The 21,381-nt window shown below is 61.8% G+C and carries 16 protein-coding genes; 2 read left to right on the top strand and 14 right to left on the bottom strand.

The annotated features are described in order from the left end of the window. Positions 1-47: 47 nt before the first annotated feature. The 8 genes from FBX99_RS29200 to gabP all read right to left on the bottom strand — a co-directional run bounded on the left by FBX99_RS29200 (position 48) and on the right by gabP (position 8,557). Positions 48-173 carry a hypothetical protein gene (locus FBX99_RS29200; RefSeq protein WP_256662564.1) on the bottom strand — a complete coding sequence of 42 codons (126 nt, stop codon included), beginning with the start codon at positions 171-173 and terminating at the stop codon, positions 48-50. A 182-nt stretch (positions 174-355) separates the two neighbouring features. Next, positions 356-535, bottom strand: coding sequence for a hypothetical protein (locus FBX99_RS17365; RefSeq protein WP_024779691.1), 180 nt, complete (start codon positions 533-535; stop codon positions 356-358). A 156-nt stretch (positions 536-691) separates the two neighbouring features. Continuing rightward, positions 692-1,867 (bottom strand): lactonase family protein, encoded by a 1,176-nt coding sequence (locus tag FBX99_RS17360; RefSeq protein WP_145132302.1) that lies wholly within the window; start codon positions 1,865-1,867, stop codon positions 692-694. Further along, the gene (locus tag FBX99_RS17355; RefSeq protein WP_178111983.1) at positions 1,854-2,150 is read right to left on the bottom strand and encodes a DUF5629 family protein; all 297 of its coding nucleotides are present in this window, start codon (positions 2,148-2,150) and stop codon (positions 1,854-1,856) included. The genes FBX99_RS17360 and FBX99_RS17355 overlap by 14 nt, the downstream gene beginning before the upstream one ends. A 267-nt stretch (positions 2,151-2,417) precedes the next feature. Then, complete coding sequence (locus tag FBX99_RS17350) at positions 2,418-3,767, bottom strand: TolC family outer membrane protein (protein WP_144929725.1); 1,350 nt, start codon at positions 3,765-3,767, stop codon at positions 2,418-2,420. Between the two features lie 2 nt (positions 3,768-3,769). Continuing rightward, the gene (locus FBX99_RS17345) at positions 3,770-5,140 is read right to left on the bottom strand and encodes an HlyD family type I secretion periplasmic adaptor subunit (RefSeq protein WP_145132298.1); all 1,371 of its coding nucleotides are present in this window, start codon (positions 5,138-5,140) and stop codon (positions 3,770-3,772) included. Continuing rightward, complete coding sequence (locus FBX99_RS17340) at positions 5,133-6,854, bottom strand: type I secretion system permease/ATPase (RefSeq protein WP_144929723.1); 1,722 nt, start codon at positions 6,852-6,854, stop codon at positions 5,133-5,135. The genes FBX99_RS17345 and FBX99_RS17340 overlap by 8 nt, the downstream gene beginning before the upstream one ends. A 302-nt stretch (positions 6,855-7,156) precedes the next feature. Beyond that, positions 7,157-8,557, bottom strand: coding sequence for a GABA permease (gene gabP, locus FBX99_RS17335; RefSeq protein WP_047703284.1), 1,401 nt, complete (start codon positions 8,555-8,557; stop codon positions 7,157-7,159). 301 nt (positions 8,558-8,858) lie between these two features. On the opposite strand from gabP, the gene FBX99_RS17330 reads away from it, so the two are divergent. Then, positions 8,859-9,470, top strand: a complete 612-nt coding sequence (locus FBX99_RS17330; RefSeq protein ID WP_144929722.1) for a TetR/AcrR family transcriptional regulator — start codon at positions 8,859-8,861, stop codon at positions 9,468-9,470. A gap of 193 nt (positions 9,471-9,663) precedes the next feature. Here the strand turns inward: FBX99_RS17330 and FBX99_RS17325 are convergent, their stop codons facing one another. From FBX99_RS17325 to FBX99_RS17300, 6 genes are all read right to left on the bottom strand, one after another. After that, positions 9,664-10,767, bottom strand: coding sequence for a polyamine ABC transporter substrate-binding protein (locus FBX99_RS17325; RefSeq protein WP_145132295.1), 1,104 nt, complete (start codon positions 10,765-10,767; stop codon positions 9,664-9,666). A gap of 38 nt (positions 10,768-10,805) precedes the next feature. Further along, entirely contained in the window at positions 10,806-12,140 is a 1,335-nt protein-coding gene (locus FBX99_RS17320; protein WP_145132293.1) for an alginate export family protein, read from the bottom strand. Between the two features lie 116 nt (positions 12,141-12,256). Then, the gene (locus FBX99_RS17315; protein WP_145132291.1) at positions 12,257-13,519 is read right to left on the bottom strand and encodes a serine hydrolase; all 1,263 of its coding nucleotides are present in this window, start codon (positions 13,517-13,519) and stop codon (positions 12,257-12,259) included. Between the two features lie 278 nt (positions 13,520-13,797). Continuing rightward, complete coding sequence (locus tag FBX99_RS17310; RefSeq protein WP_144929718.1) at positions 13,798-14,448, bottom strand: response regulator transcription factor; 651 nt, start codon at positions 14,446-14,448, stop codon at positions 13,798-13,800. 44 nt (positions 14,449-14,492) lie between these two features. Further along, a complete protein-coding gene (locus tag FBX99_RS17305) occupies positions 14,493-15,101 on the bottom strand; it encodes a lecithin retinol acyltransferase family protein (RefSeq protein ID WP_256664082.1) in 609 nt (202 codons plus the stop codon). Between the two features lie 147 nt (positions 15,102-15,248). Then, the gene (locus FBX99_RS17300; RefSeq protein ID WP_145132289.1) at positions 15,249-20,720 is read right to left on the bottom strand and encodes an ATP-binding sensor histidine kinase; all 5,472 of its coding nucleotides are present in this window, start codon (positions 20,718-20,720) and stop codon (positions 15,249-15,251) included. Positions 20,721-20,856: 136 nt separating this feature from the next. On the opposite strand from FBX99_RS17300, the gene FBX99_RS17295 reads away from it, so the two are divergent. Further along, positions 20,857-21,246: a response regulator transcription factor gene (locus tag FBX99_RS17295; protein WP_144929716.1), complete on the top strand. Its 390-nt coding sequence runs from the start codon at positions 20,857-20,859 to the stop codon at positions 21,244-21,246. The last annotated feature ends 135 nt before the right edge of the window (positions 21,247-21,381 follow it).

The raw sequence follows: 21,381 nt of genomic DNA, 5'->3' as shown, positions 1-21,381 counted from the left end.
GAGCGAGCCTGCTCTGTCCCACAAGGATTGTGGCTTGACCGACTCAATCAGTCTTGCAGCAAGCTCAGTAATCGCTCACGCGCCGCTTCCGGCTCGCCTGGCACGGGCTGGGCAGCCGAAACAATCGGGGCGGAATAGAGAAACAGCAGCATCATTGCCAGACGCATCGCCATGGTGTCGATCCTTATGGAAGAAGGAGTCAATTTTTCAGCGTCAAATTTAAACACATGGCTATGTGATATTACAGCGGATTCTTCAGAACGGACTGAAGCGATTGGGGAACATGACGAAGCCTGCGATCTTTTCTCTCAATGCGAAGACGAAAAGATCGCAGGCTTCAATCGTTACTATGCGCTCAGTGCTGGGTCTTGTGATCCAGTGCAGCGTAGAAGTTGGCGCTCTGTTGCAGGTATTTCTCGGTGTAGCTCTGGGTACGATTCTTCTTGTCGCTGATCTCGATGCTGGCATTGGCCGGCAGCGCCACGGTGGCAGAGATGGCGGATGCGGCGATGATGGAGAAGAGGTTCAGGTTCATGGCGGTATTCCTCGGATTCAGTTGGCTGTCTTGCCCGGTTGGGCCGTGAAGCAAACTTACGCGCCGAGGCGCCTCGTCTAGAAATGCTTTGCAATGCTAGCGAATATCAGTCCCGTTGATATAACCGCGCAGGCCCCGAACAACGGGGCCTGTCCCTTATCGAGGCTGGATGAACTTCATATCGCTTGGCGCATCCATCGGCAGTTTCTGCACCGATTTACCCAGCAGACCGGTCTTTGGATCGCGTGCGAATACCACGATCTGATTGCTCTTCTGGTTCGCGACCAACAGGAATTTCCCGCTCGGATCGAGGCTGAACTCCCGCGGATGATCGCCCTCGACGGAGTGGCGTTGCAGTTCTTTCAGCGTGCCGGCCACCGGATCGATGGCGAAGACCAGCACTTCGTTGCTGGTGCCGCGGTTGCTGACATACAGGAACCTGCCATCCTTCGAAGCGTGCAAGGCCGCAGCGGCCCTTGCCGGCTGGGGCTTGCCGGCCGCCAGGTCAACCAGTTGGCGCTGGACCAGGCGACCGTCCTGGTAATCGAACACCGCCACTTGCGCAGTCATTTCCAGGGTCAGCCAGGCGTGCTTGCCGTCGGCACTGAACAGCAGGTGACGCGGTCCGCTGCCGGGCGGCAGTTGCACGAATGCCGGGTCGGCAGCAGTCAGCGGCAGCTCGGGATTGGCCTTGGGGTCGTAGCGATAGACGAACACCTTGTCCGCCCCCAAGTCGTTGGCGAACACGTACTTGCCGTCGGGCGACGACACGGCCGAATGCACATGGGCCGACATCTGCCGTTCGGGGTTGACCCGGCTTGGCTGGTGACTGCTCAACTGCACGACGGGTGCCAGCTTGCCATCGGCCCCCACGGGCAACACCGCAAGCGTACCGCCCGGATCCTCCACCACGGAATAGTTGCTGACCAGCAGATGCTGGCCATCGCCGCTGAGGCTGGAGTGAGTCGGCTCATTGCCCAGGGTCTGCACCTGGTTGATCAGGCTCAGTGCGTGGGTCGTCGGGTCGATGGCATAACTGCTGACCTTGCCCACCGGATCCTTCTGCCCCGGCCCATTCTCGTTGACCACGAACAGGCGGCTCATGTCCGCAGACAGAGTCAGCCACGAAGGGTTGTCGGTCTTGATCACCTGCAAAGGCTTGGCATCGAGTTGGCCGGTGCGGCTATCGAACTGCAGCCGGTAGACACCCTGACTCTGGCCCGCCGTATAGGAGCCCACCAGCAATTGATAGGACTCATTGGCGCTGGCCTGCATGGCCATGGTGCCCACACTGCCGGCCATCAACAATGGCCAGAGGTTACGCATCTTCATGTTCGTCATCCTCCTCGTTGTGGCCCCTGATCGCTTCCACGCACTCCAGGTGGTGGTCGCCCGAATCGCTGGAAATGATCCAGTGTTTCGAAGCCGGTTCGAACGTCGCGGCCTGCATCTGCGCGGGCGTAAAGCGCCAATGCGCGAGTGTGCGGCCGTTCATGCACTCGACGTGCAACTGTTCCTGTTCGTCGAGGGAAAAATCAAAGGCGTGCAGCCCGTCGATGATCAGCATGTCGCAGGCTTCGAGCGCGTGCAGCAGGGTGTCGGTTACGGCAGTCATGGGAATCGGTCGGTCGCTGGGAAAGTGAGCATGATAGCTCAATGTCCGGGTTGGCCGCGGGACTCATGTCCACCACCAATCCCCTGTGGGAGCCGGGCTTGCCCGCGATGGCGGCGGCACAGCCAACATCATTGCAAGCTGACCCACCGCCTTCGCGAGCAAGCCCGCTCCCACAGGGTCCGTGTACACCATAGATCCATGTGGGAGCGAGCCTGCTCGCGATGACGGCGGCCCAGGCGCCCTCGACGAACCTGCCCACCCGAAACCTCAGAACAACCGTTGCACCTGCTCCAGCACCGCGCGGTTCATCTGGCCGGTATGGGTGTGCAGGCTGACATAGCTTTGCAGCATATCGAGCTTGGTATTGAGCAGATCCCGACGGGCCTGGAACACCCGCTGCTGGGCATCAAGAATGTCCACGGTGGACCGCACGCCGCCCTGGAAGCCTTTCTCCGTCGACGTCAATGCGCGCTGGTTGGACTCCACCGCGCGCTGCATCGCCTTGCTCTTGGCGAACCCGGCCACCACGCCGAGGTAATCGGTCTCGATGTTCTCGGCCAATTGCTGACGCTGCACGTCATAGTCCGATTGGGCACCGGCCAGTTGCGCTTCGGCCTTGGCTACCGAAGCACGCACCGAACCGCCGCGATACAGCGGAATATCCAATTGCACTCCCACGTAATAAGTGTCCTGGCGCGGATCGAGTTCCTGATACTGACGGGTCTCCCGGCGAGTCAACTGAGTGGTCAGCGACAGGCTCGGGTAATGCCCCGCGCGCTGGCTGTCGGCCTGGGCCTCGGCCACTTTCACCGCCGCCAGGCGGGCCGCCAGTTCGGGACTGGCGTCACGGGCGATGGCCGTCCAGTAGCGCAGATCCTGTTCCGGCGGAATCGGGCTGCCAAGAGGCAGTTCCTCGCGCATCGGCTGGATATCGTCGATGGGCACGCTGGCCCGGCCAGACAAGGCCCGCAACGCCGCCACCCGACGAGCCTGGGCCTCGGCCTCCTGGGCCTCGACCAGATCGAGCCGTGCCTGGGCCTCATCGATGTCGGTGATCGCACCCTGGCCCCCCTCGTAAAGTTTTTTGCTCTGGATGACCAATCCGTTGATGGCCGCCTTCTGCTGGGCGATCAACTTGATTTCATTCTCCGCCCGAGCCACATCGAAATACCCTTTGGCTACCCGGTCGTACAAAGTCTGGCCGGCGACATCGAACAACTGGCTACCCAGTTGCCCGCGAGCCTTGCCCTCTTGATAAGCCGCCCAGCGGCCCTTGTCATAAAGCGGTTGCTGCGCTGCCAGGGTGACGCTGTTCGCCTGGTAGTCGTTGCTGTTGACGTAACTCCTGTCGTCACCACCGTCGGTACGTCCGCCGTAGCCATAGCGTGACGTCAGGGATACCTGCGGATACAGGCCACCGCGACCGATGGCCTCTTCGTTGCGCGAAGCATCGAAGGCATGGGTGGCCGATTGCAGGGTCGGGTCATTCAGCCGAGAGGCATCGTACGCCGCGGTCAGACTGAGGCCACCCTCGGCGGCCCATGTGGGGCTGATCGCCACCCAACTGGTATACAGGCTCAACAACACACGGGAGCGATAAAAGCGCCGGCCAGTCATGCTCATTCCTCCTTGAAGGCAGCGAGCAAGCGTTCACGCAAAGGTTTCATCAGGTAATTCATCAGGGTCCGTTCGCCGGTCACCACCGTGACATCGGCCAACATGCCGGGACGCACCCACAGGCCGGCGGCCTGCAGCGAGGCGACAGTGTCGGCGGGAATCTCGACCTTGGCAGAGAAGTACGGTTGGTGCGTCTGTTCGTTGATCAACTGATCCGCCGACACCGTACTGACCGTGCCCGTGACCGTCGGCGTATCCACCCGCTGCAGCGCTGTAAAATGCACATGCACCGGCAGCCCCGGCCGCAGCTTGTTGGCCATCAGCGGCTCGAACCGCGCCGTGATCGCCATCGGCGCATCCAGCGGTACCACTTGCATCAGGGTCTGGCTGGCCTGGACGACGCCACCGACCGTGTGAATGCTCAAGTCCATGACCTGCCCGGCCGCCGGCGCGCGAATCGCACCGTTGTCGACTTCGAATTGCAAGGCGCGGATCTGATCGGCGTAACCCGCCGCCTCGGCGGACACTTCGCTGAGCTGGGTCTCGGCGTCGCGGCGGAACTCCTGCTGCGCCTGCAAAGCCTTGAGCCGACTTTCGTTGATCGATTGGCGGGTCCTGCCGACATCGCCGATCCCGGAAGCAATCTGACCGGCCAATTGGGCGGCGTTGCGCTCGGCCTCGAAGAGTTTGTTGCGCGGAACATAGCCTTCGCGCGCCAGGTCCCGCAGGCCCTCCAGTTCCTGACGCTGGAAGCGCATCTGCGCGTCGTAGTTACGCTTGACCCCTTCGTAGCCGAGCAGTTGTTGCTCCAGCGCCGCCACTTCATGCTCGATGATCTGCAAGCGGCTGCCCAGCTCAGCGCGGCGGCTCAGGAACAATTGGCTCTGCAACGCCATGGCCGCCTTGACCCGCGGTTCATCGGCACGGGCCAGCAGGTCCTCGGGCCATTGGATCTCGGCGCTGCCCAGACGCTCGGCAATCAGGCGTGCCTCGATGCTGCGGTCGTTGAGCAACTTGCCCAGGGTCACGTCCAACTGCGCTTGCGCCTGCACGGTATTGAGCTGCACCAGCAACTGCCCCTGGCTGACGCGATCGCCATCGCTGACCAGCAGCTTTTCCACCACGCCCCCCACCAGCGACTGCACTGCCTTGCGCTCACCCGCCACCACCACGGTGCCGCTGCCGACGACACCCTGGTCCAGCGGCGCCAGGCAGGCCCAGAGCAACGCACCGCCCAATGCCAGCACCAGGAAACCCACGCCATAACGCGCCGCACCGCCGGCATCGGTACTGGCACCGGGCAAGGCGCTGACGTTGCGTAGGCTCCTCCCCTGCTCGCTATACGCGTGTGGATTCGGAGTCAGATCATGCATCTTCGCCAGCCTCCCTCACCGCAGCCGGTCGCGGCCCTGGCATCAGCGCCTTGAGCACCCGGTCGCGGGGGCCGAATGCCTGTTGGATTCCGTCCTTGAGCACGAGGATGTGGTCGACCATCGCCAGCACACTGGGCCGGTGGGTGATCAGCACCACCGTACTGCCCGCCGCCTTGAGCACGGCGATGGCTTGCACCAGGGCCAGCTCGCCGGCTTCATCGAGGTTGGAATTCGGCTCGTCGAGCACGATCAGCGCCGGGCGCCCATAGAGCGCACGGGCCAGGCCGAGGCGTTGCTTCTGTCCACCGGACAAGCCAAGCCCCCCGGGCCCCAGCGGCGTGTCATAGCCCTTGGGAAACCTCAGGATCATCTCGTGGATGCCGGCGTGACGGCTGGCGGCGATGATCTTGTCGGCATCCTGTTCGCCGAAACGGGCGATGTTGTCGGCCACGCTGCCGTCGAACAGCTCGATGTCCTGGGGTAGATACCCAAGGTGGGGCCCGAGGGCATCATGGGACCACTGGCTTATCTCGGCGTCGTCCAGGCGCACCGATCCACCCAGGGGCGGCCATACGCCGACCAGTGCTCTGGCAAGGGTGGACTTGCCGCTGGCGCTTGGGCCCACCACGGCGAGCACCTCCCCCTTTTCAAGATGGAAATTGATTCCCCGCAGAATCGGCTGCGCGGCGCCGGGTGGGCCGACGTACAACTGCTCCAGACGCACCGCACCGGTGGGTGGCGGCAAGGGCATGCGCAGGCGATCACGGGGATGCTGGGCGAGGAGCAGGCTCAGCCGCTGATAACTCTGGCGCCCGGCATTGAACTGCTTCCACGAACCGATGGCGATTTCCACGGGCGCCAGGGCCCGCCCCAGCAGGAGCGACATGGCGATCATCATGCCTGCCGACAGTTGCCCTTCAAGCACCAGCAATGCCCCCAGCCCCAGCGACAGGGATTGGCCGGAGATGCGCACGAAACGGGTCATCGCGGTGATACGGGCGCCGCGGTCACTGGCATGGGCCTGGGCGGCGATGATGCGTTGTTGCAACAGGCTCCAGCGCTGACGCAACGGCCCGAGCATGCCCAAAGCCTGGATGACTTCGGCATTGTGCAGCGTGCTATTGACATAGGCGGCCGACTGCACGCCCAGTCGGTTGGCTTCGCCCAGGCGCGTGCGGGTTGCCAGTTCGCCCCACAGCGCCAGGCCGATCAGCACGAGGGCGAGCACCAGGGTCAGCACCCCGAACCAATGATGAAAAATGAACGCCACCAACAGGAAGATCGGTAGCCACGGCGCATCGAGCAAGGCGATCAGCCCCTGCCCGGTAATCAACTGCCGCAGCGTCGCCAGGTCGCTGAGCACCTGCGCCGGGTTGGCGTTGTGCTCGCGCAGGCTGCGGGCAAAAGCCGCATCGAAAACCCGTTCGCCCAGGGCGTCGTCCAGCCCCGCGCTCATGCGAATCATCACCTCGCCGCGTACCCACTCGATCAAGGCGCTGAACATGAACAGGCCCAGAGCGATCAAGGTGAGCATGAACAAGGTGGTTTCGTTGCGACTGGTCAGGACCCGGTCGTACACCTGCATCATGTAGAGCGACGGTACCAGCACCAGTAGATTGATAACGCCGCTGAACAGCGCCAGGGACCAGAACACCCGGCGGTAGCTCAATAACGCAGCATCGATGTCGTGACGAGGATCGAGAAGCAGCCCCATAGAATGGCAACCCGCAAAAATATAGTCGGTCCAGGACGCAATCCATCGCGAGTTTTTGCCCAAAGGCGTTTGAGAAGCCCATCGATACAGCTGACGTGACGCCACTCCGGCGCGCCAATTACTGACAACGCCCGCGCGGGTTAGTGCCAGATCGGCAGAGAGGGTTTACAGGCAGGGTGACGGGCGGAGGAGCGGACTTCAGGAGGGTGTTTCAGAGGTGAAACAGATCGGGGAAAAGACTTCCATTGTGGCGAGGGGATTCATCCCCTCGCCACAGGTGTTTCATCTGACTTTTCCCTGGGCTATCCCAGGGAAGCCGCCCTCTCCACCTGCGGCTGCTGCCGCGACGTGACCAGCCCGATAAAGGAAATGATCAGTGCCAGGCCGAGGGTCGAGCTGACTTCGCTACGGTGCTCCGGCGTCACCATCATCACCCCCAGCGCCGCGCAGATGAACACGATGACCAACCAGGTCAGCCACGGAAACAGCCACATGCGGAAGGTCAACTCGACGTTCTGGCGGCGCAGCAGCCGGCGCATGCGCAGTTGGGAGATGGCAATCGCCAGGTACACCAGCAACGCGATGGCGCCGGAACTGGCGAGCAGGAATTGAAACAGGCCGGCGGGCATGAAGTAGCTGAACAGCGTGATACCCGCCCCCAACACAGTACTGGCAATCACCGCGGAACGCGGGACGCCGTCTCCCGACGTCACCTTCAGAGCCTTTGGCGCATCACCGCGCCGCGCCAGCGAATAGAGCATACGCGAGGCGATGTAGATCGAGGAGTTCATGCAACTGGCCACCGCGATCAATACCACGGCATCCACCAGGAACTTGGCATGGGGGATGTTCATCAGTTCCAGCGCCCGCTGGTAAGAGCCCACCGAAGCCAGCTGCGGATCGTTCCACGGCACCACGGAGATGACCACAAAGATCGACAGCAGATAGAACACGCCGATGCGCCAGATCACTGAACGGGTCGCCTTGGCAATGTTCTGCGCAGGGTTATCGGATTCGGCCGCCGCAATCGTCACCGCCTCGGTCCCGATGAAGCTGAACATGATAGTGATGAAGGCCCCGACCACCGCCGACAAACCATTGGGCGCGAAGCCGCCATGTTCTTCCATCAGGCGGCTCAGGCCGCTGGCCTCCCGCTCGGGAATCCAGCCCATCAGGACAGCGAACCCCAGGGAAATGAAACCGATGATCGCCACGACTTTGGCCATCGCGAACCAGAACTCGAACTCGCCATACTTGGAAACGCTGAACAGGTTCGTCACGGCCAGGGCCACGATCGATACCGAAGCGAACAGCCAGGCATCGACAGACGGAAACCACTGGTTCAACACATGCCCGGCGGCCAGCGCCTCGATGGGAATCACCAGGACCCAGAACCACCAGTACAGCCAACCGATGGTGAAGCCGGCCCAGCGCCCGATGGCCTGGTCGGCATAGGTGGAGAACGAGCCGGTGTCCGGGCGGGCCACCGCCATTTCACCGAGCATGCGCATGACCAATACCACCAGCAGGCCGGAGAACAGGTAGGCCAGCAACACCGCCGGCCCCGCTGCCGCAATGGCATGCCCCGAACCCACGAACAAACCTGCACCGATGATTCCGGCAATGGACAACATGGTGACGTGACGAGGCTTGAAGCCCTGTGCCAGATGGCCGTTCGAATCCTTGAAACTGGGGCTGGTCATTTTCTTGTTCTCTTTTTAATCGACATTGAACGTACCGAGGAACAGACGCTACGCAGAAACGGTGCGCCACGTTACCCGTCTCACTTGCTCGCTGAATTATCTGTAAGCGCTCCTTTTGTGCCTGATCTCGTCATAAATTACCTAGCATTTGGCCATATACCCCTCATCCAAGGTGCATTGCAGAGCGTTCGCACTAAACTGCCAGCATCCAAATAAACGCTTTAAATATTTTATCGAGTTAAGTATTTTGCATGGATCCCGGGGGCTGTAATGCCCTCTTTTCCAGTGACAAGGACCTCCCGTGAGCGGACTGCGTGAACGTCAAAAAGCCGAACGACGCCAAGCCATCAGCAAGGCGGCGATCGAACTGTTCGAGCGCCAGGGCTTCCAGAACACCACCATCGAACAGATCGCCGGCCAGGCCGGTGTATCAGCCCCTACCGTGTTCAAGTACTTCGGCAACAAGCAGGAGATCATCCTGGAGATCCTCCACGAGGCCGACCAGCGTGCGCTCAAGGACACCCGGTTGCAGGTCCCTGAAATCGAGGATCCGGTCGAGGCGCTGTGTTACCTGGAACGGCTGCTGACGGGCTACGCCCTGGAGGTCATGCACCCCAGCCTGTGGCGCGAATTACTGCCCTTGATTCTGTTTGGCGGCGACGGCGGATTGCCGGACGGCTATCGCGCCATGAACGATGCGCTCAGGGCTGAGATCAGTGGCCTGATCAAGGAACTGCAGCAAGCCGGCAAGCTGCGCGCCGACCTCGACGTCGAGCTGGCCGCCTTCCTGTTGAACGATTATTCACACCTGCAGCTGTTCAGGCTGGTCAACCAGGAACAACCGGACATCGAGGCGCATTCAGCCCAGGTCAAGCGGATTACCGAGCTGCTGTTCCAAGGGATGCGTGCCTGAAGGAAGACCTGACAGAGCGCCATCGCGAGCAGGCTCGCTCCCACACGGGCTCTTCAGTGGACACGTATTCTGCGTCCGGCGCTGATCCCTGTGGGAGCGAGCCTGCTCGCGATGGCGGTGGGTCAGCCACTGCAGAGTCGACTGATAAACCGCCTCGCGAGCAAGCCCGCTCCCACAATTTTTACAGCCCGGATCAGCGATTGGTCTTGATCGCCGTCCAGGTCCGTGTACGGATCCGTTCGATTGCCGCCGGCATGGGCTCCAGGGCGAACAGCGTCTTGCGCGCGTCATCCGGGATATACATCGCAGGATTGTCACGGACCTCGGAATTCACCAGCGCGGTGGCCTCCTTGTTGGGGTTGGGGTAACCGATCTTGTTGCTGATACGGGCGATGACATCGGCCCGCATGATGTAATTGATGAACGCATGGGCCTCCTGGGTATGGGGCGCGTTGGTGGGAATCATCATCACGTCAGACCACATCGGCGCACCTTCCTTGGGCAGTGCCATTGCCACGTTGACGCCCTTGCCTGCAGCGTCGGCCAGGCGCTTGGCGAGCGCCACGCCGCCTGACCAGCCTACGGCGATGCAGACGTCGCCATTGGCCAGGTCCATGCCGTAGCGTGATGAGTTGAAGTAGGAGATGAACGGCCGGATCTTGGCCATCGCCGCCTGTGCCTGCGGGTAGTCCTCACGTTTCTGGCTATTGGGGTCCAGCCCCTTATAGTGCAAGGCAATGGGCACGATCTCGTTGGCGGCATCGAGAAAACCGACCCCGCAACTGGCCAGTTTGGCCAGGTTCTCTTCCTTGAAGATGATGTCCCAGCTATTTATCGGCACATCGGCCCCCAGCACCTGCCGGACCTTGTCGACGTTATAGCCGATCAACGTCGTGCCCCACAGGTACGGCGCCGCATAGCGGTTGCCCGGATCCCCCACGGCTTCAAGGCCTTTCATGAACTCCGGGTCCAGTTGCTGCCAGCTTGGCAGTTGGCTGCGGTCCAGGGGCTGGACGGCGCCGGCGGCGATCAAGTGACTGACATTGGAACTGCCCGGGTACACCACGTCATACCCGGAGTTGCCGGTCAGCAGCTTGGACTCCAGGGTCTCGACACTGTCGAACACGTCATAGATCGGGCGGATCCCGGTTTCTTCCTGAAAGCTCTTGAGGATTTCCGGCGGCAGGTACTCGATCCAGTTATAGATTCGCACCGTCCGCTCTTCAGCCACGCATGCACCGCTGGCCAGCAACGAAACGAAAGCACCCAACACCGTGTTACGCAAAGACTTGTTCATGGCAAAACACTCCAGCGCGGCCGCGAAGGCTCGCGGCATCAATAGCGATAGGTGAACGATAATTCCAGCGCGCTGAATTTCCGGTCGTTGCCAAACACCTGCTTGGCCGCGGCCATCGGCTTGACCCAGTTATAGGACAGCGAGGAAACCAACGCCTTCGACGGCGCCCAATCCAGGAACACGACGCTTTCATCGGCAAAACGCCGGTCACTGACCGCCGTCCCCATGTAGTTCTTTTCGTCCAGCCAGAACTGATAGTGGATGGCCCCCAGGTTGAGGGTTTCGTTGAGGTGGGTCTTGATCGAGAACTGCTGAACATTTTCGTTGCTGTTGAACAGCAGATAGTTGCCGACGACATCCCCTACCAGCCAGGTGCCCCAATCGATATAGCCCTTGCTGAGCGGGTCCCAGGACTCCTGGCGGTTGTCCGCCAGGTTGTCATCACCCGAAAAGCTCGCGTAGCGGTAACCCACGACCGGCGTCAACGGCAAGGCGTCGAAGGCATAGTCCGCCTGGCCATACCAGGCCTTGGCATCATACTCGACGCCTTCGCCGTTGCCGCGTTCCAACGCATATTCGGCGTTGAGGGTCAGGGCCGGCAACCCCGGGACCTTGGCGTTGAGTGCCCGCAGGTTGTACACCTGCATGCCGTCCCGACGCAGCGGCGTGGCGCCCCTGGGGCCTAGGGCATTGACCTTCATGGCCATGGCGCCGAGCGTCACCTGATCGTCGAGGTTATAGTCGAGGTTGGCCCCGGTCATCCGGAAGTCACCCAGGTCATCGTCGGTGCGCAGGGTGAACGCCTGGGTTTTCAAGGCGCCGTGATCCCAGGCCAGCACCGCCGAATCCTTGAAGGCACTGCGCGGTGCAAGCCAGTAGGCGCCGTCCTTGAGCTGATCCAGGTTGCCGTCCATGACGATGAAGCCGGTGCCGATCATGTAGTTCTGGCGGCCGGCGGTGAACGTCCACTCCCCGGCCCGGAACCCACCATAGAGTTCTTCGCTGGCCACCTCGCCATCGGAGCTGCGGGTGAAGCCGCCGGCATCGCCATCGCCGAAGGTCGTCGCCCCGACCAGCGAGCCGCCGGCCAGCAGGCTGAAGTCCGGCTGCAAGGCGTACTCCAGCTTGACGCCTGGTTTGACGTAGAACTCCTGCCAGTCGATTTTGCTGCCGCCATTCTTGCGGCTGCGCATGTCGACACGGCCAGCGCCGAAGTTGACGTTGCGGGTGAAGATGGCCGCGCCGCCGGCGGTAACGTTGACCTCCCCCTTGAGGTTGCCGTCCTCAAAGGTATAGCCCGCCAGCGTGGCCTGGGCGGTCAGGGGTAGCCCGACCGCCAGGAACGTTCGAGATAAACGCGTCATGGAAACCATGTGAAGCTCCTGTGTGATTTATTGTTGTTACAGGGCAGTGAATGGCGGCGCAGAACGTCGCCAACACCTGGCAGGGCCAGGTGAATGGAACGCGATCTTGTAATCGGGAAGCGTGGTCAGTCGCCGAGGTGCGCCGCGATGGCGCGCAGCATTCGCACGCTGTCCCCGTCAAACGGGCTGACGGCTTCGTTCAGGGACGATTGCTTGACGATCACCACGCCGGATGGCTTGTCCACGAACAGGTACTGGCCATGGATGCCGCCGGCCATGAGCGCCTGGCTGTGATCGTTGAAGACGTACCACTGGCTGCGGTAGGAGGCGCCGGGGGTCCAGGCTTCGAAGTCGGGGGATGTGGCGTAGATCGCCGGGTCGGCGCCGGCGGCGATGCGCGCGACCGTCTCGGGCGACAGCAGCTGGCGCCCTTCGTAACGGCCGTCATTGGCCAGCAGGCGACCGAAGCGCGCCATGTCGCGCAAGGTGGCGTTGAAACCGGCACCGGCCACGCTGCGACCCCATGGGTCGGCCATGAAGTAGCCGTCGCGCTCACACCCCAACTGGCTCCAGACCTCTTCCAGCAGGTGATGACAAGCCTTGCCGCTGGCGCGCTCCATGACCCAGGCCAGGGCTTCGGTGGTGGCCGTCACGTAGTGAAAGAAACCACCGTGATCGCCCTGCTTTCGCAGCGACGGCAGGAATTGGTACAGCGACTCGAACTGGGCGTACTGCGCCGGCGCCGGTTGGAAACCGCAGGCATAACCGTACTGGGAGCTCTCCGAATCCGGGTCGTCGTACACCTCGCTGTAGTGGATGCCCACGGCCATGTCGAACAACTGGCGCACGGTTGCATCGGCGTAGGCACTGCCTTCGAACTCCGGCACGTAATGGGCCGCGGGCAATGCTGGATCGAGCACACCGTCGCTGACCAACTGTTCGCCCAGGGTGCCGATCAGCGATTTGGTCACCGAGAACATGACGTGTCGGTCCTGGGGCACCTGGCCGTTGAAGTAGCGCTCGAACAGCACGGTGTCGCCCTGCATGACCAGGAATGCGTCTGTCTGGCTGGCCACCAGATGCTCGATCACGCTGATGCTCAAGCCGCACTCGCTATTGAAGTGCAGTTCATCCAGCGCTCGTGGCGTCTGCCTCAGAACGCTGGCCGGCCCTGCCCCGGCCTGCACATCGATAGAAGGCCGCAGGCGCGCCAGATTGCGAAAGCCCCATTGATTGAAAGGCGCACGCATCCAGTTGTGCCAGGTGACACGACGGTGAGGTTCGGCCGGAAAGCCTTGCATGAACGAAGAGGTAAAGCGTGCGCCGGATGACGACTCATGCGTCTCGACATAAAGACTGGCCAGTGAAGGCGCGGTGTTCTGATTCATCGGGTTGCCCCTGGAAATGACTCTGCGTGACAGCAGATGCAGGGAAATAATTACCCGACAATATTTTTTAGTCAATAAAACTTTTTACAGATAATTCATTTTTATCTTCATGGGATTCCAGAGTCATCCGCGAATGACGCCAAACCCTGTGGGAGCGAGCCTGCTCGCGATGGCGGCGGCCTGTTCAACATCTTCGTGACAGACATTCCGCTATCGCGAGCAGGCTCGCTCCCACAGGGATTGGGTGGTCAGACGCAGATTACCGGGTGCCCACAGGTTCAGCGATTCGGCCCGATACCCAGCGACTCAGCCATTCGAACCAGGTCGGCGAACGATTTGGCGTGCATTTTCTTCATCGCGTGGGCGCGGTGGATCTTCACGGTGATTTCGCTCAGGTTCATCTGCCCGGCGATCTGCTTGTTCATCAGACCCTTGACCGCAAAAGCCATCACCTCTTTTTCCCGGGCAGTCAGTGTCTGATAGTGGGCATGCAGGTCGGCAGACTGCTGCCGGATTTCGCGACGCCTGGTGTCTGCCTGGAGTGCGGCGGTCACCGCGTCCAGCAGATCCTGTTCGCGGAAGGGTTTGGCCAGGAAATCCACGGCGCCGGCTTTCATCGCCTTGACCGACATCTCGATGTCGCCATGGCCGGTGATGAAGATGATGGGAATAGTCGAATCCGACTCCGCCATCCGGCGCTGGAAGTCCAGGCCACTGCTGCCCTGCAGTCGCACATCGAGGACCAGGCAACTGGGACAATCCGTCTTCGGTTGCTGGAGAAACTCCGCAGTGGACGCAAACGTCTCGACGCGAATCCCGACCGAACGCAGCAGATTGCTCAGTGCATCGCGAATGGAGGCATCGTCATCCACCACGAACACCATGGAATCCTTGCTGCCCGGCTCATGGGACGAGGGACTACCGTTCATGCACGATCCTCTTGGCTGGACGGAAAAAATTCTAGCACAGGCCACTAGGCCACCCAGTGGGGTTCCAGTGCGCAAATCAACGCGAACAGAGCATGGGGACGATGGAAACAGGCGTCGACCTGGGCACTGTAGCTTTCTCCCCTGGTGCACCAGCTGCAGAAATGCTCGCAGTTATTGAAGAAGACCCGGTATTGCTTTTCACCCAATCTCGAACGCGCCCGATCAGCGACTTCGTCGCTGGAATATTTGCAGGGTTCCTGAAGCATCCAGACCGGCTTGCCGTTGGCAAAATGCTCAAGATCCGTCACTTCGATGGGACCCGGCCGGAGCGAACCGCTGAATCCCGAATAGTGGGCAACGTCTGCTCCGCCCAGATAGATCCCATGATGCAGGTAGAACCGACGCGGGCTGACCAGGTGTGCGCCTATCGGCAGGTGACCCGCAGGCTGTTCGATATCGACCGGCCGCAATGAAACCTCCGCCAGGCGCGCCGGACGTGAGTGACAGTGGCGTGGCTCGGCGAACCCGTGACGCTCGGCTATCGGCATGCTCAAGCGATAGAAAGCGCTCGTCGTGATGAGCGCCATGCAAATCAGCGCTATCGAACGAAGAGATGACAGTTGCTCTGCTGCTCTGGCGGTCAAGTTGTTCACGACACATTCTCCGCAGTCCTTGATGGGGAATATATCGCCGGGAGTTATCGCGTTTCATTTGTACGTGGGTTGGTTTGGGTGACCGATTGATATATGGCCTTTAAACCTAAGTATTAGGCTTTTCATGCAGAGCCTAAGCCAACGCCCTCAAAGGGGCGCGATGGGCAGCGTGAATTGAACGGTGGCGCCGCGCGGCGGGTTGGCGATCGCCCTCAGGCAACCGCCATGGGCCTCGACGATCGAGCGACAGATCGACAACCCCAACCCCAGGCCGGTGGGCTTGGTGGTGTAAAACGAGGTGAATACCAGGTCGGTGCTTTGCGAGGCGAACCCCGGGCCCGTATCGCTCACACTGACCAGCACGCAGTCCGTCTCGTCCAGCGTCGCGCAGATCACCAACCGCCGCTCGCCGGCACTGACACTGCCCATGGCTTCCAATGCATTCATGATCAGGTTGAGCAGCACCTGCTGCAGCTCTACGCGGTCGCCTTCAATCAAGGGCAAGCCGTTCATGAGTTGTGTCTGTATCGAGGCGCCGCTCTTGATGATCTGGCCACGGGTAAACTCGATCATCTCCTCGATGGCCGCTTTGATGTCCACCGGGCCCTTCTGTGGCGGCGCCTTGCGGATATGCCCACGAATCCGGCCCAACACATCCGCCGCTCGGTTGGCGTCGAGGATAAGGCGCTCCAGCACCGGCCGGACCTCGTCGATGTCCGGTGGCTGGGCGTTCAACCAGCGTAATGCCGCATTGGCGTTGAGAATGGCGGCGGCGATCGGCTGATTGACTTCGTGAGCGATGGAAGCCACCAATTGCCCCATGGTCGCCACACGGTTGGCATGGGCCAGTTCGGTTTGCACCTCGCGATAGCGGCGTTCGCTTTCACGGATTTTTTCTTCCGCCTGCCTGCGTTCGGTCAGGTCCAGTACGAAGGCAACCCCCTCATTGCTACCCGCTTCGAACAGGGCCAGGCCGACAATGACCGGCAAGCGGCTGCCATCCTTCCGGAAATATTCCTTTTCGTAGGGCCGGGCGTGTCCGGTCAGCAACGCCTGCGCCAAAGAGCGGTCGCTGAGTTCACGAAACTCCGGCACGGTCAGGTCTCTCCAGCGCAGGCCGCCGCAGGCAAGGTCTTCGCGCTGGTACCCCAACATGCGCAGGAACGCATCGTTGGCCTCGATGATGTGTCCATCGGCGTGCCAGACGAGAATGCCGATGATGTTGGCATCCACCAGGCGGCGGATCTTCGCTTCGCGCTCGGCGACCTCGCGGTACAGGCGCGCATTCTCCAGGGAAACCGCGGCCTGTGAGGCCACCAGCTTCAACACGGCGATCCGGCCAGGACTGAAGACCTGGGGCGCCAGGTTGTTTTCCAGATAAAGCGCGCCGACGAGCTTGGCCTGGTTGGTCAGCGGCAGGCACAGGACAGAACGGACGTGCTGCTGACGGATATAGGGATCCGTGGCGAACGGCGCTTCGACCAGGGCATCGTCCAGCACCACACTCTCGCGGGTGCGCAAAACATGATAAAGAACCGACTCCGGCAATAACGCTGCGCTCACCGGCGCATGTCGCAGCTGCGTGGTGGCGCCGCCGGCAGTCACCTGCGCAGCGATCCGCTGTTCGCCGTCCTGCAACAGAATCAGCAAGCCACGTTCGGCACCGGCCTGCTCGATCGCGGTGCCCATGATTGTGTCGACCAGTTTTTCCAGGACGATTTCGCCCGACACGGCCTGGGAGACCTTGAGCACCGTGGCCAGGTCAAGGTGTTCGACCGGTGTCGCCATCGTGGTGGTCGGACCGGGCGCAGGCTCGTCGGTCCTGAGTGCGGGGAACGTGTCCTCAAGCTGTCGCACCTTGCCATCGGCGCCCCAACGCAGGTAGTCGTAACAGGCATCCTGCAAGTAGACGCGGGCGATCTTGCCGAAGCCGCGCGCCCGATAGAAACGCGAGGCCAGCTCATTGGCAAGCGCTTCGACATGGACAAAGCCGCTGGCCTGGGCGGCGTCCAGGGCTTGCTCGTAGAGCAGCTCGGCGTCGATCACCCGCCCCTCGACCCGGGCGATCTCGGCACCGACCAGGGCGGCGCGGCTGGCGAAATTTTCCGGACATTGCCGGGCCCAGGCCTCGAGCCACTGGTGGTCGACCGCCATGGCGATCAAGTGCTGCGCCTGCTCGTCCAGCGAGACGCTGTCGCAGCGGGCGGCCCTGGCCAACGCACCATAGAAGTGATACTCGGCTTCTTCGCAGAACGCCTGGCAAACCCAGAGCAGCCGGTGGGCCTTGGCCGCCGCCTCGACGGCGGCCTCGGCATCGTCGGCCAGGTAGCGCGCCTGTAGTTTGCGGACCCAGTACAGACACTCGGCCAACACCAGGTCCGGGTTACTGGACAAGTGGGCTTCGCTGACAGACTCGCTCAACTCACCGTCGTCCAGGCGACCGAAGGTGGGGGTCTCGCCACGGAGCATTCGGATCAGCGTCAGTTGCGTGACGATGAAATCGGTGACCAGTCCGAATCCCACCTTTCTTGCATACGCCAGGCCCCGTTCGGACTCGCCTTGTACGTCATGCAGCGACTCGCCAGCGAACAGCAGGTCGGCGACGAGGTTGTTGCCGGCATAGGCACCGTAGGGCAGATCGCCAATCCGGTTCGCCGCTGCGAAGGAGCGGCGCAGCAGGTCGCGACACTCCCCCACCGGCCTCATCCAGCGCACGGCAAAACACGAGAAGCACAGGTAGGTGCTGGCCTCGAAGCGCGTCAGGCCCCGTTGCTCGACAAGGGCACAACCGAGCTGGCCGAACCGGAACCCCATTTGGTAGTCACCGAAGCGCCGGCCGGCGACCCGGAAGAAATTGGCATAGAGCACACAAGATGCGTCGCAGTTGCCCCGCTCCAGGCTCAGGTTGACCGCTTTACAGATCAACAGATCCGCCAGATTGCCGTCGCTTTGCAAGGCCGGCGCGAAGAGTTTGCCCAACGCGTCGAGCGTCATGAGGGACGTCGGATCGTCCATGAGCGGCAGATCGATAAGCTCTTCGATAGCCCGCTCGCCGAGCAACGAGCCGATGCGCTCATACTCCTCGCGAACCTGAGCGTCGTTCGGATGCGCCGACCATTCGATGCCCACATGCCGCAGATAGGCCAGGCAGACCGCAACTGCGCCGTCACTGCGGTCCAGGAGCAAATAGACATCCATCAGCAGGCAGGCAACGCGGGCCCGTTCGATCACCGTCGTGGCGCGATCCGCCAGGGCGGTCAGGCACGCGTCCGCCACTTCCAGTTGCCCGGTCAGCATCTCGCACTCGGCCCGACTCAGCATCAATGCGAACATCAGTTCATGGCGACGGGACCAGCACTCCTCATCCAGCAACTGCATCCCGGTAATGAAGTAGCTCAGCGCCGAAGCATAGGCCGTCGAGGCCTTGGCCCGCTGCCCGGCGATCAGGTTGAATTGCGCCAGTTGCTCGCGCTCGCCCAGGTCGGTGATCAACGCAGCACCACGGTTGAGTTGGCCGACTATTTCGAAAATCGCCTCGTCCCGTTCCTGTTCGCACGTTTGCGCGGCAAGCAGGCGTCCGATGCGCAGGTGGGCCTCGGCACGTGAATCCTCGGGGATCAGCGAATAGGCCGCTTCGTGGATGCGGTCATGAACGAACCGATAGGCGCCGTCCAATCGCTCCACCAGCTCCTGGCGAATCGCCTCCCAGAGCACGGTCCTGAGCTGCTCCTGCGGAATGTCCAGGGCAGTCGAAAGCGTCTTGAGGTCAGCCACGTTACCCAGGCACGCCAGTTGCTGCAGGGCCTGCTGCGTTTCCTCCGGCAGGCGCACCAGTTTGCCGACCATCAGGTCCACGATGTTGTCGGTATAGCCCTTGGCGTGGATACGATCCGGGTCCCACCACCATTGCCGCGCCTCATGGTCGTAGGTCAGCAGATGTTCCTCGGCGAGCGCCTGCAGGAACTGGATCACGAAGAACGGATTGCCGGCGGTTTTATCCAGCACCATCTGCGCCAGGGGCTCGATACGTGAGGACTCGTCCTGCAGCGCCTCGGTGATCAACTGCTCGACATGCGACTTGGCCAGCGGCGTCAAGCTGATCTCGCTGACCTTGCCACCGGCGCTGCGGATGGCCTGGAGCTTGGCGGTCAGCGGGTGCAGGACATCCACTTCGTTGCTGCGGTAGGCGCCGACGAGCATCAGGTGTCGCACATCGGAGCTGATGAGCAGGTCCTCCAACAGGTCGAGGGTCGCCGCGTCGAGCCATTGCAAATCATCGAGAAACAACGCGAGCGGATGGTCCTCACGGGCGAACACTCCGATAAAGCGCCGGAACACCAGCAGGAAGCGACGTTGCTCCTGTTGTGGATCAAGACTTGTGACCGGCGGCGGCTCGCCGATGATCAGTTTGAGTTCGGGAATCAGGTCGGTCATCAGCCGCGCGTTGGCGTCCAGCGCTTCCTGCAAGGCATCACGCCACGTCGCCAGCTCTGCGTCACTCTTGCCCAGCAATGTACGCACCAGGCTCTGGAATGCCTGCACCAGAGTCGAATACGGAATATCGCGCCGGTACTGATCGAACTTGCCGCTGGCGAAGAGGCCTCGCGGCGGCACCAGCGCCTTGTGCAACTCATTGACCACCGAAGACTTGCCGATGCCCGAGTAACCGGTGACCAGCACCAGCTCCGGTGAGCTGCTTTGAACGATCCGGGAAAACGCGGCGACCAGGGTGTCGACCTCTTGCTCACGGCCATAGAGTTTTTCCGGAATCAGCAGCCGATCCGACGCGCCGTGTTCGCCCAGGGTAAAGGCAGCGATGCGGCCCTGTTGTTGCCAGTCCGCCAGGCACCGCCGCAGGTCATGCTCGACACTGGCAGCCGTCTGGTAACGCTCCTCGGCGGTCTTGGCGAGCAGCTTCATGACTATGAGAGACAGCATCTCGGGGACGGTGGCGACCCGCTCGCTGGGCGGCAAGGTCTTCCTTGCGATATGGCAGTGCACCCACTCGATGGGATCGGACGCGGTGAACGGCAGCGAGCCGGTCAACATCTGGTAAAGGGTGACGCCGAAGGAATAGAGGTCGCTGCGCGAATCGATCGAGCGGTTCATCCGCCCGGTCTGCTCGGGCGCCATGTAGGCGAGCGTGCCGGCCAGGGTCTCGGGCGCCTGCCGCTCCCGGGGCAAGCGCGAGGCAAGGCCGAAACCCGTGAGCCGGGCCTGGCCGTCGGTGCAGTTGACCAGGATATGGCTGGGTTTGATGTCCTTATGGACGAGACCCTGTCGATGCAGCTTGCCCAATGCCACGGCGATACCCACGGCAAGGCGCAGGAACGTGGCGGTTTCCATAGGCGCGATCAGCAGTTGCATGAGCGGTACGCCGCCCGGGTCCTCAAGCACCAGATGCATCTGGGCACCTTCGCGCAACATCTCCAGCGGTCGCACCGCCCAGGTGCTCTCCAGCTCGTCCTTCAGGCCGAATTCATGAGCAAGGCGGCCCAGGCAGCCGGGGCGAGGTTGTTCGCCAGCGGGTCGGGCAACCAGTACAGAATACTTGCCCTCCGCGCCCGAACGCAGTTGCCGACAGAAGGTACGCTCACCATCGTCCCATAATATTTGCATGCTGTTTTCCATCGGCTTGCATTGAGCAGAACGAAACGACCCTTTGGTCTTAACCGGTCATACGTAGGTATACTTCTGCGCCTTGTGAGACCGCGTATCGTGTATTTCACGACAGGCGCTGTCACGAGCGACCCTTATGGAAGACACCCAGCTACGCAACACGCAAACCATTGCAGTCGTCGATGATGACGAATCCGTTCGGGCCGCCCTCAAAAGCTTGTTGCGCTCCAGTGGCTATGCCGTCCGCACCTATTGCAGCGCCTTGGACTTCCTCGACAACGCCGGCCCCGCCGGGACGAACTGCCTGGTGTCCGATATCCAGATGCCCGGCATGAGTGGCGTGGAGCTGCACGAGCGACTCGGTGCGATGGGTTTCAGGATACCCACCATTTTCATCACCGCCTACCCCGGAAAAGTCTCGCAACTGGGCGTCGGCACCCCTGGTCTGATTGCCTGCCTGCCAAAACCCTGTGAAGCCGACCAGTTGCTGGAGTGTATCGAAACCGCCCTCAGCCAGCGGCACTGATCACCCCTGCTCATACCTTCGTATAATCCGTCGCCACCGACGTATGGTTTTTCTGAACCGATGTAGAAGTGCGTCCGCAAGCAGCCCTCAATAGCATGGACTCACGGCGGGCGGCTCGCCCGTGAACCTTCCGGG

Origin of the sequence: Pseudomonas sp. SJZ074, assembly GCF_007828215.1 — a bacterium.
Taxonomy (GTDB): Bacteria; Pseudomonadota; Gammaproteobacteria; order Pseudomonadales; family Pseudomonadaceae; genus Aquipseudomonas.
Note: the sequence above shows the minus strand (reverse complement) of the source record. Positions and strands in the feature narration are given on the sequence as shown.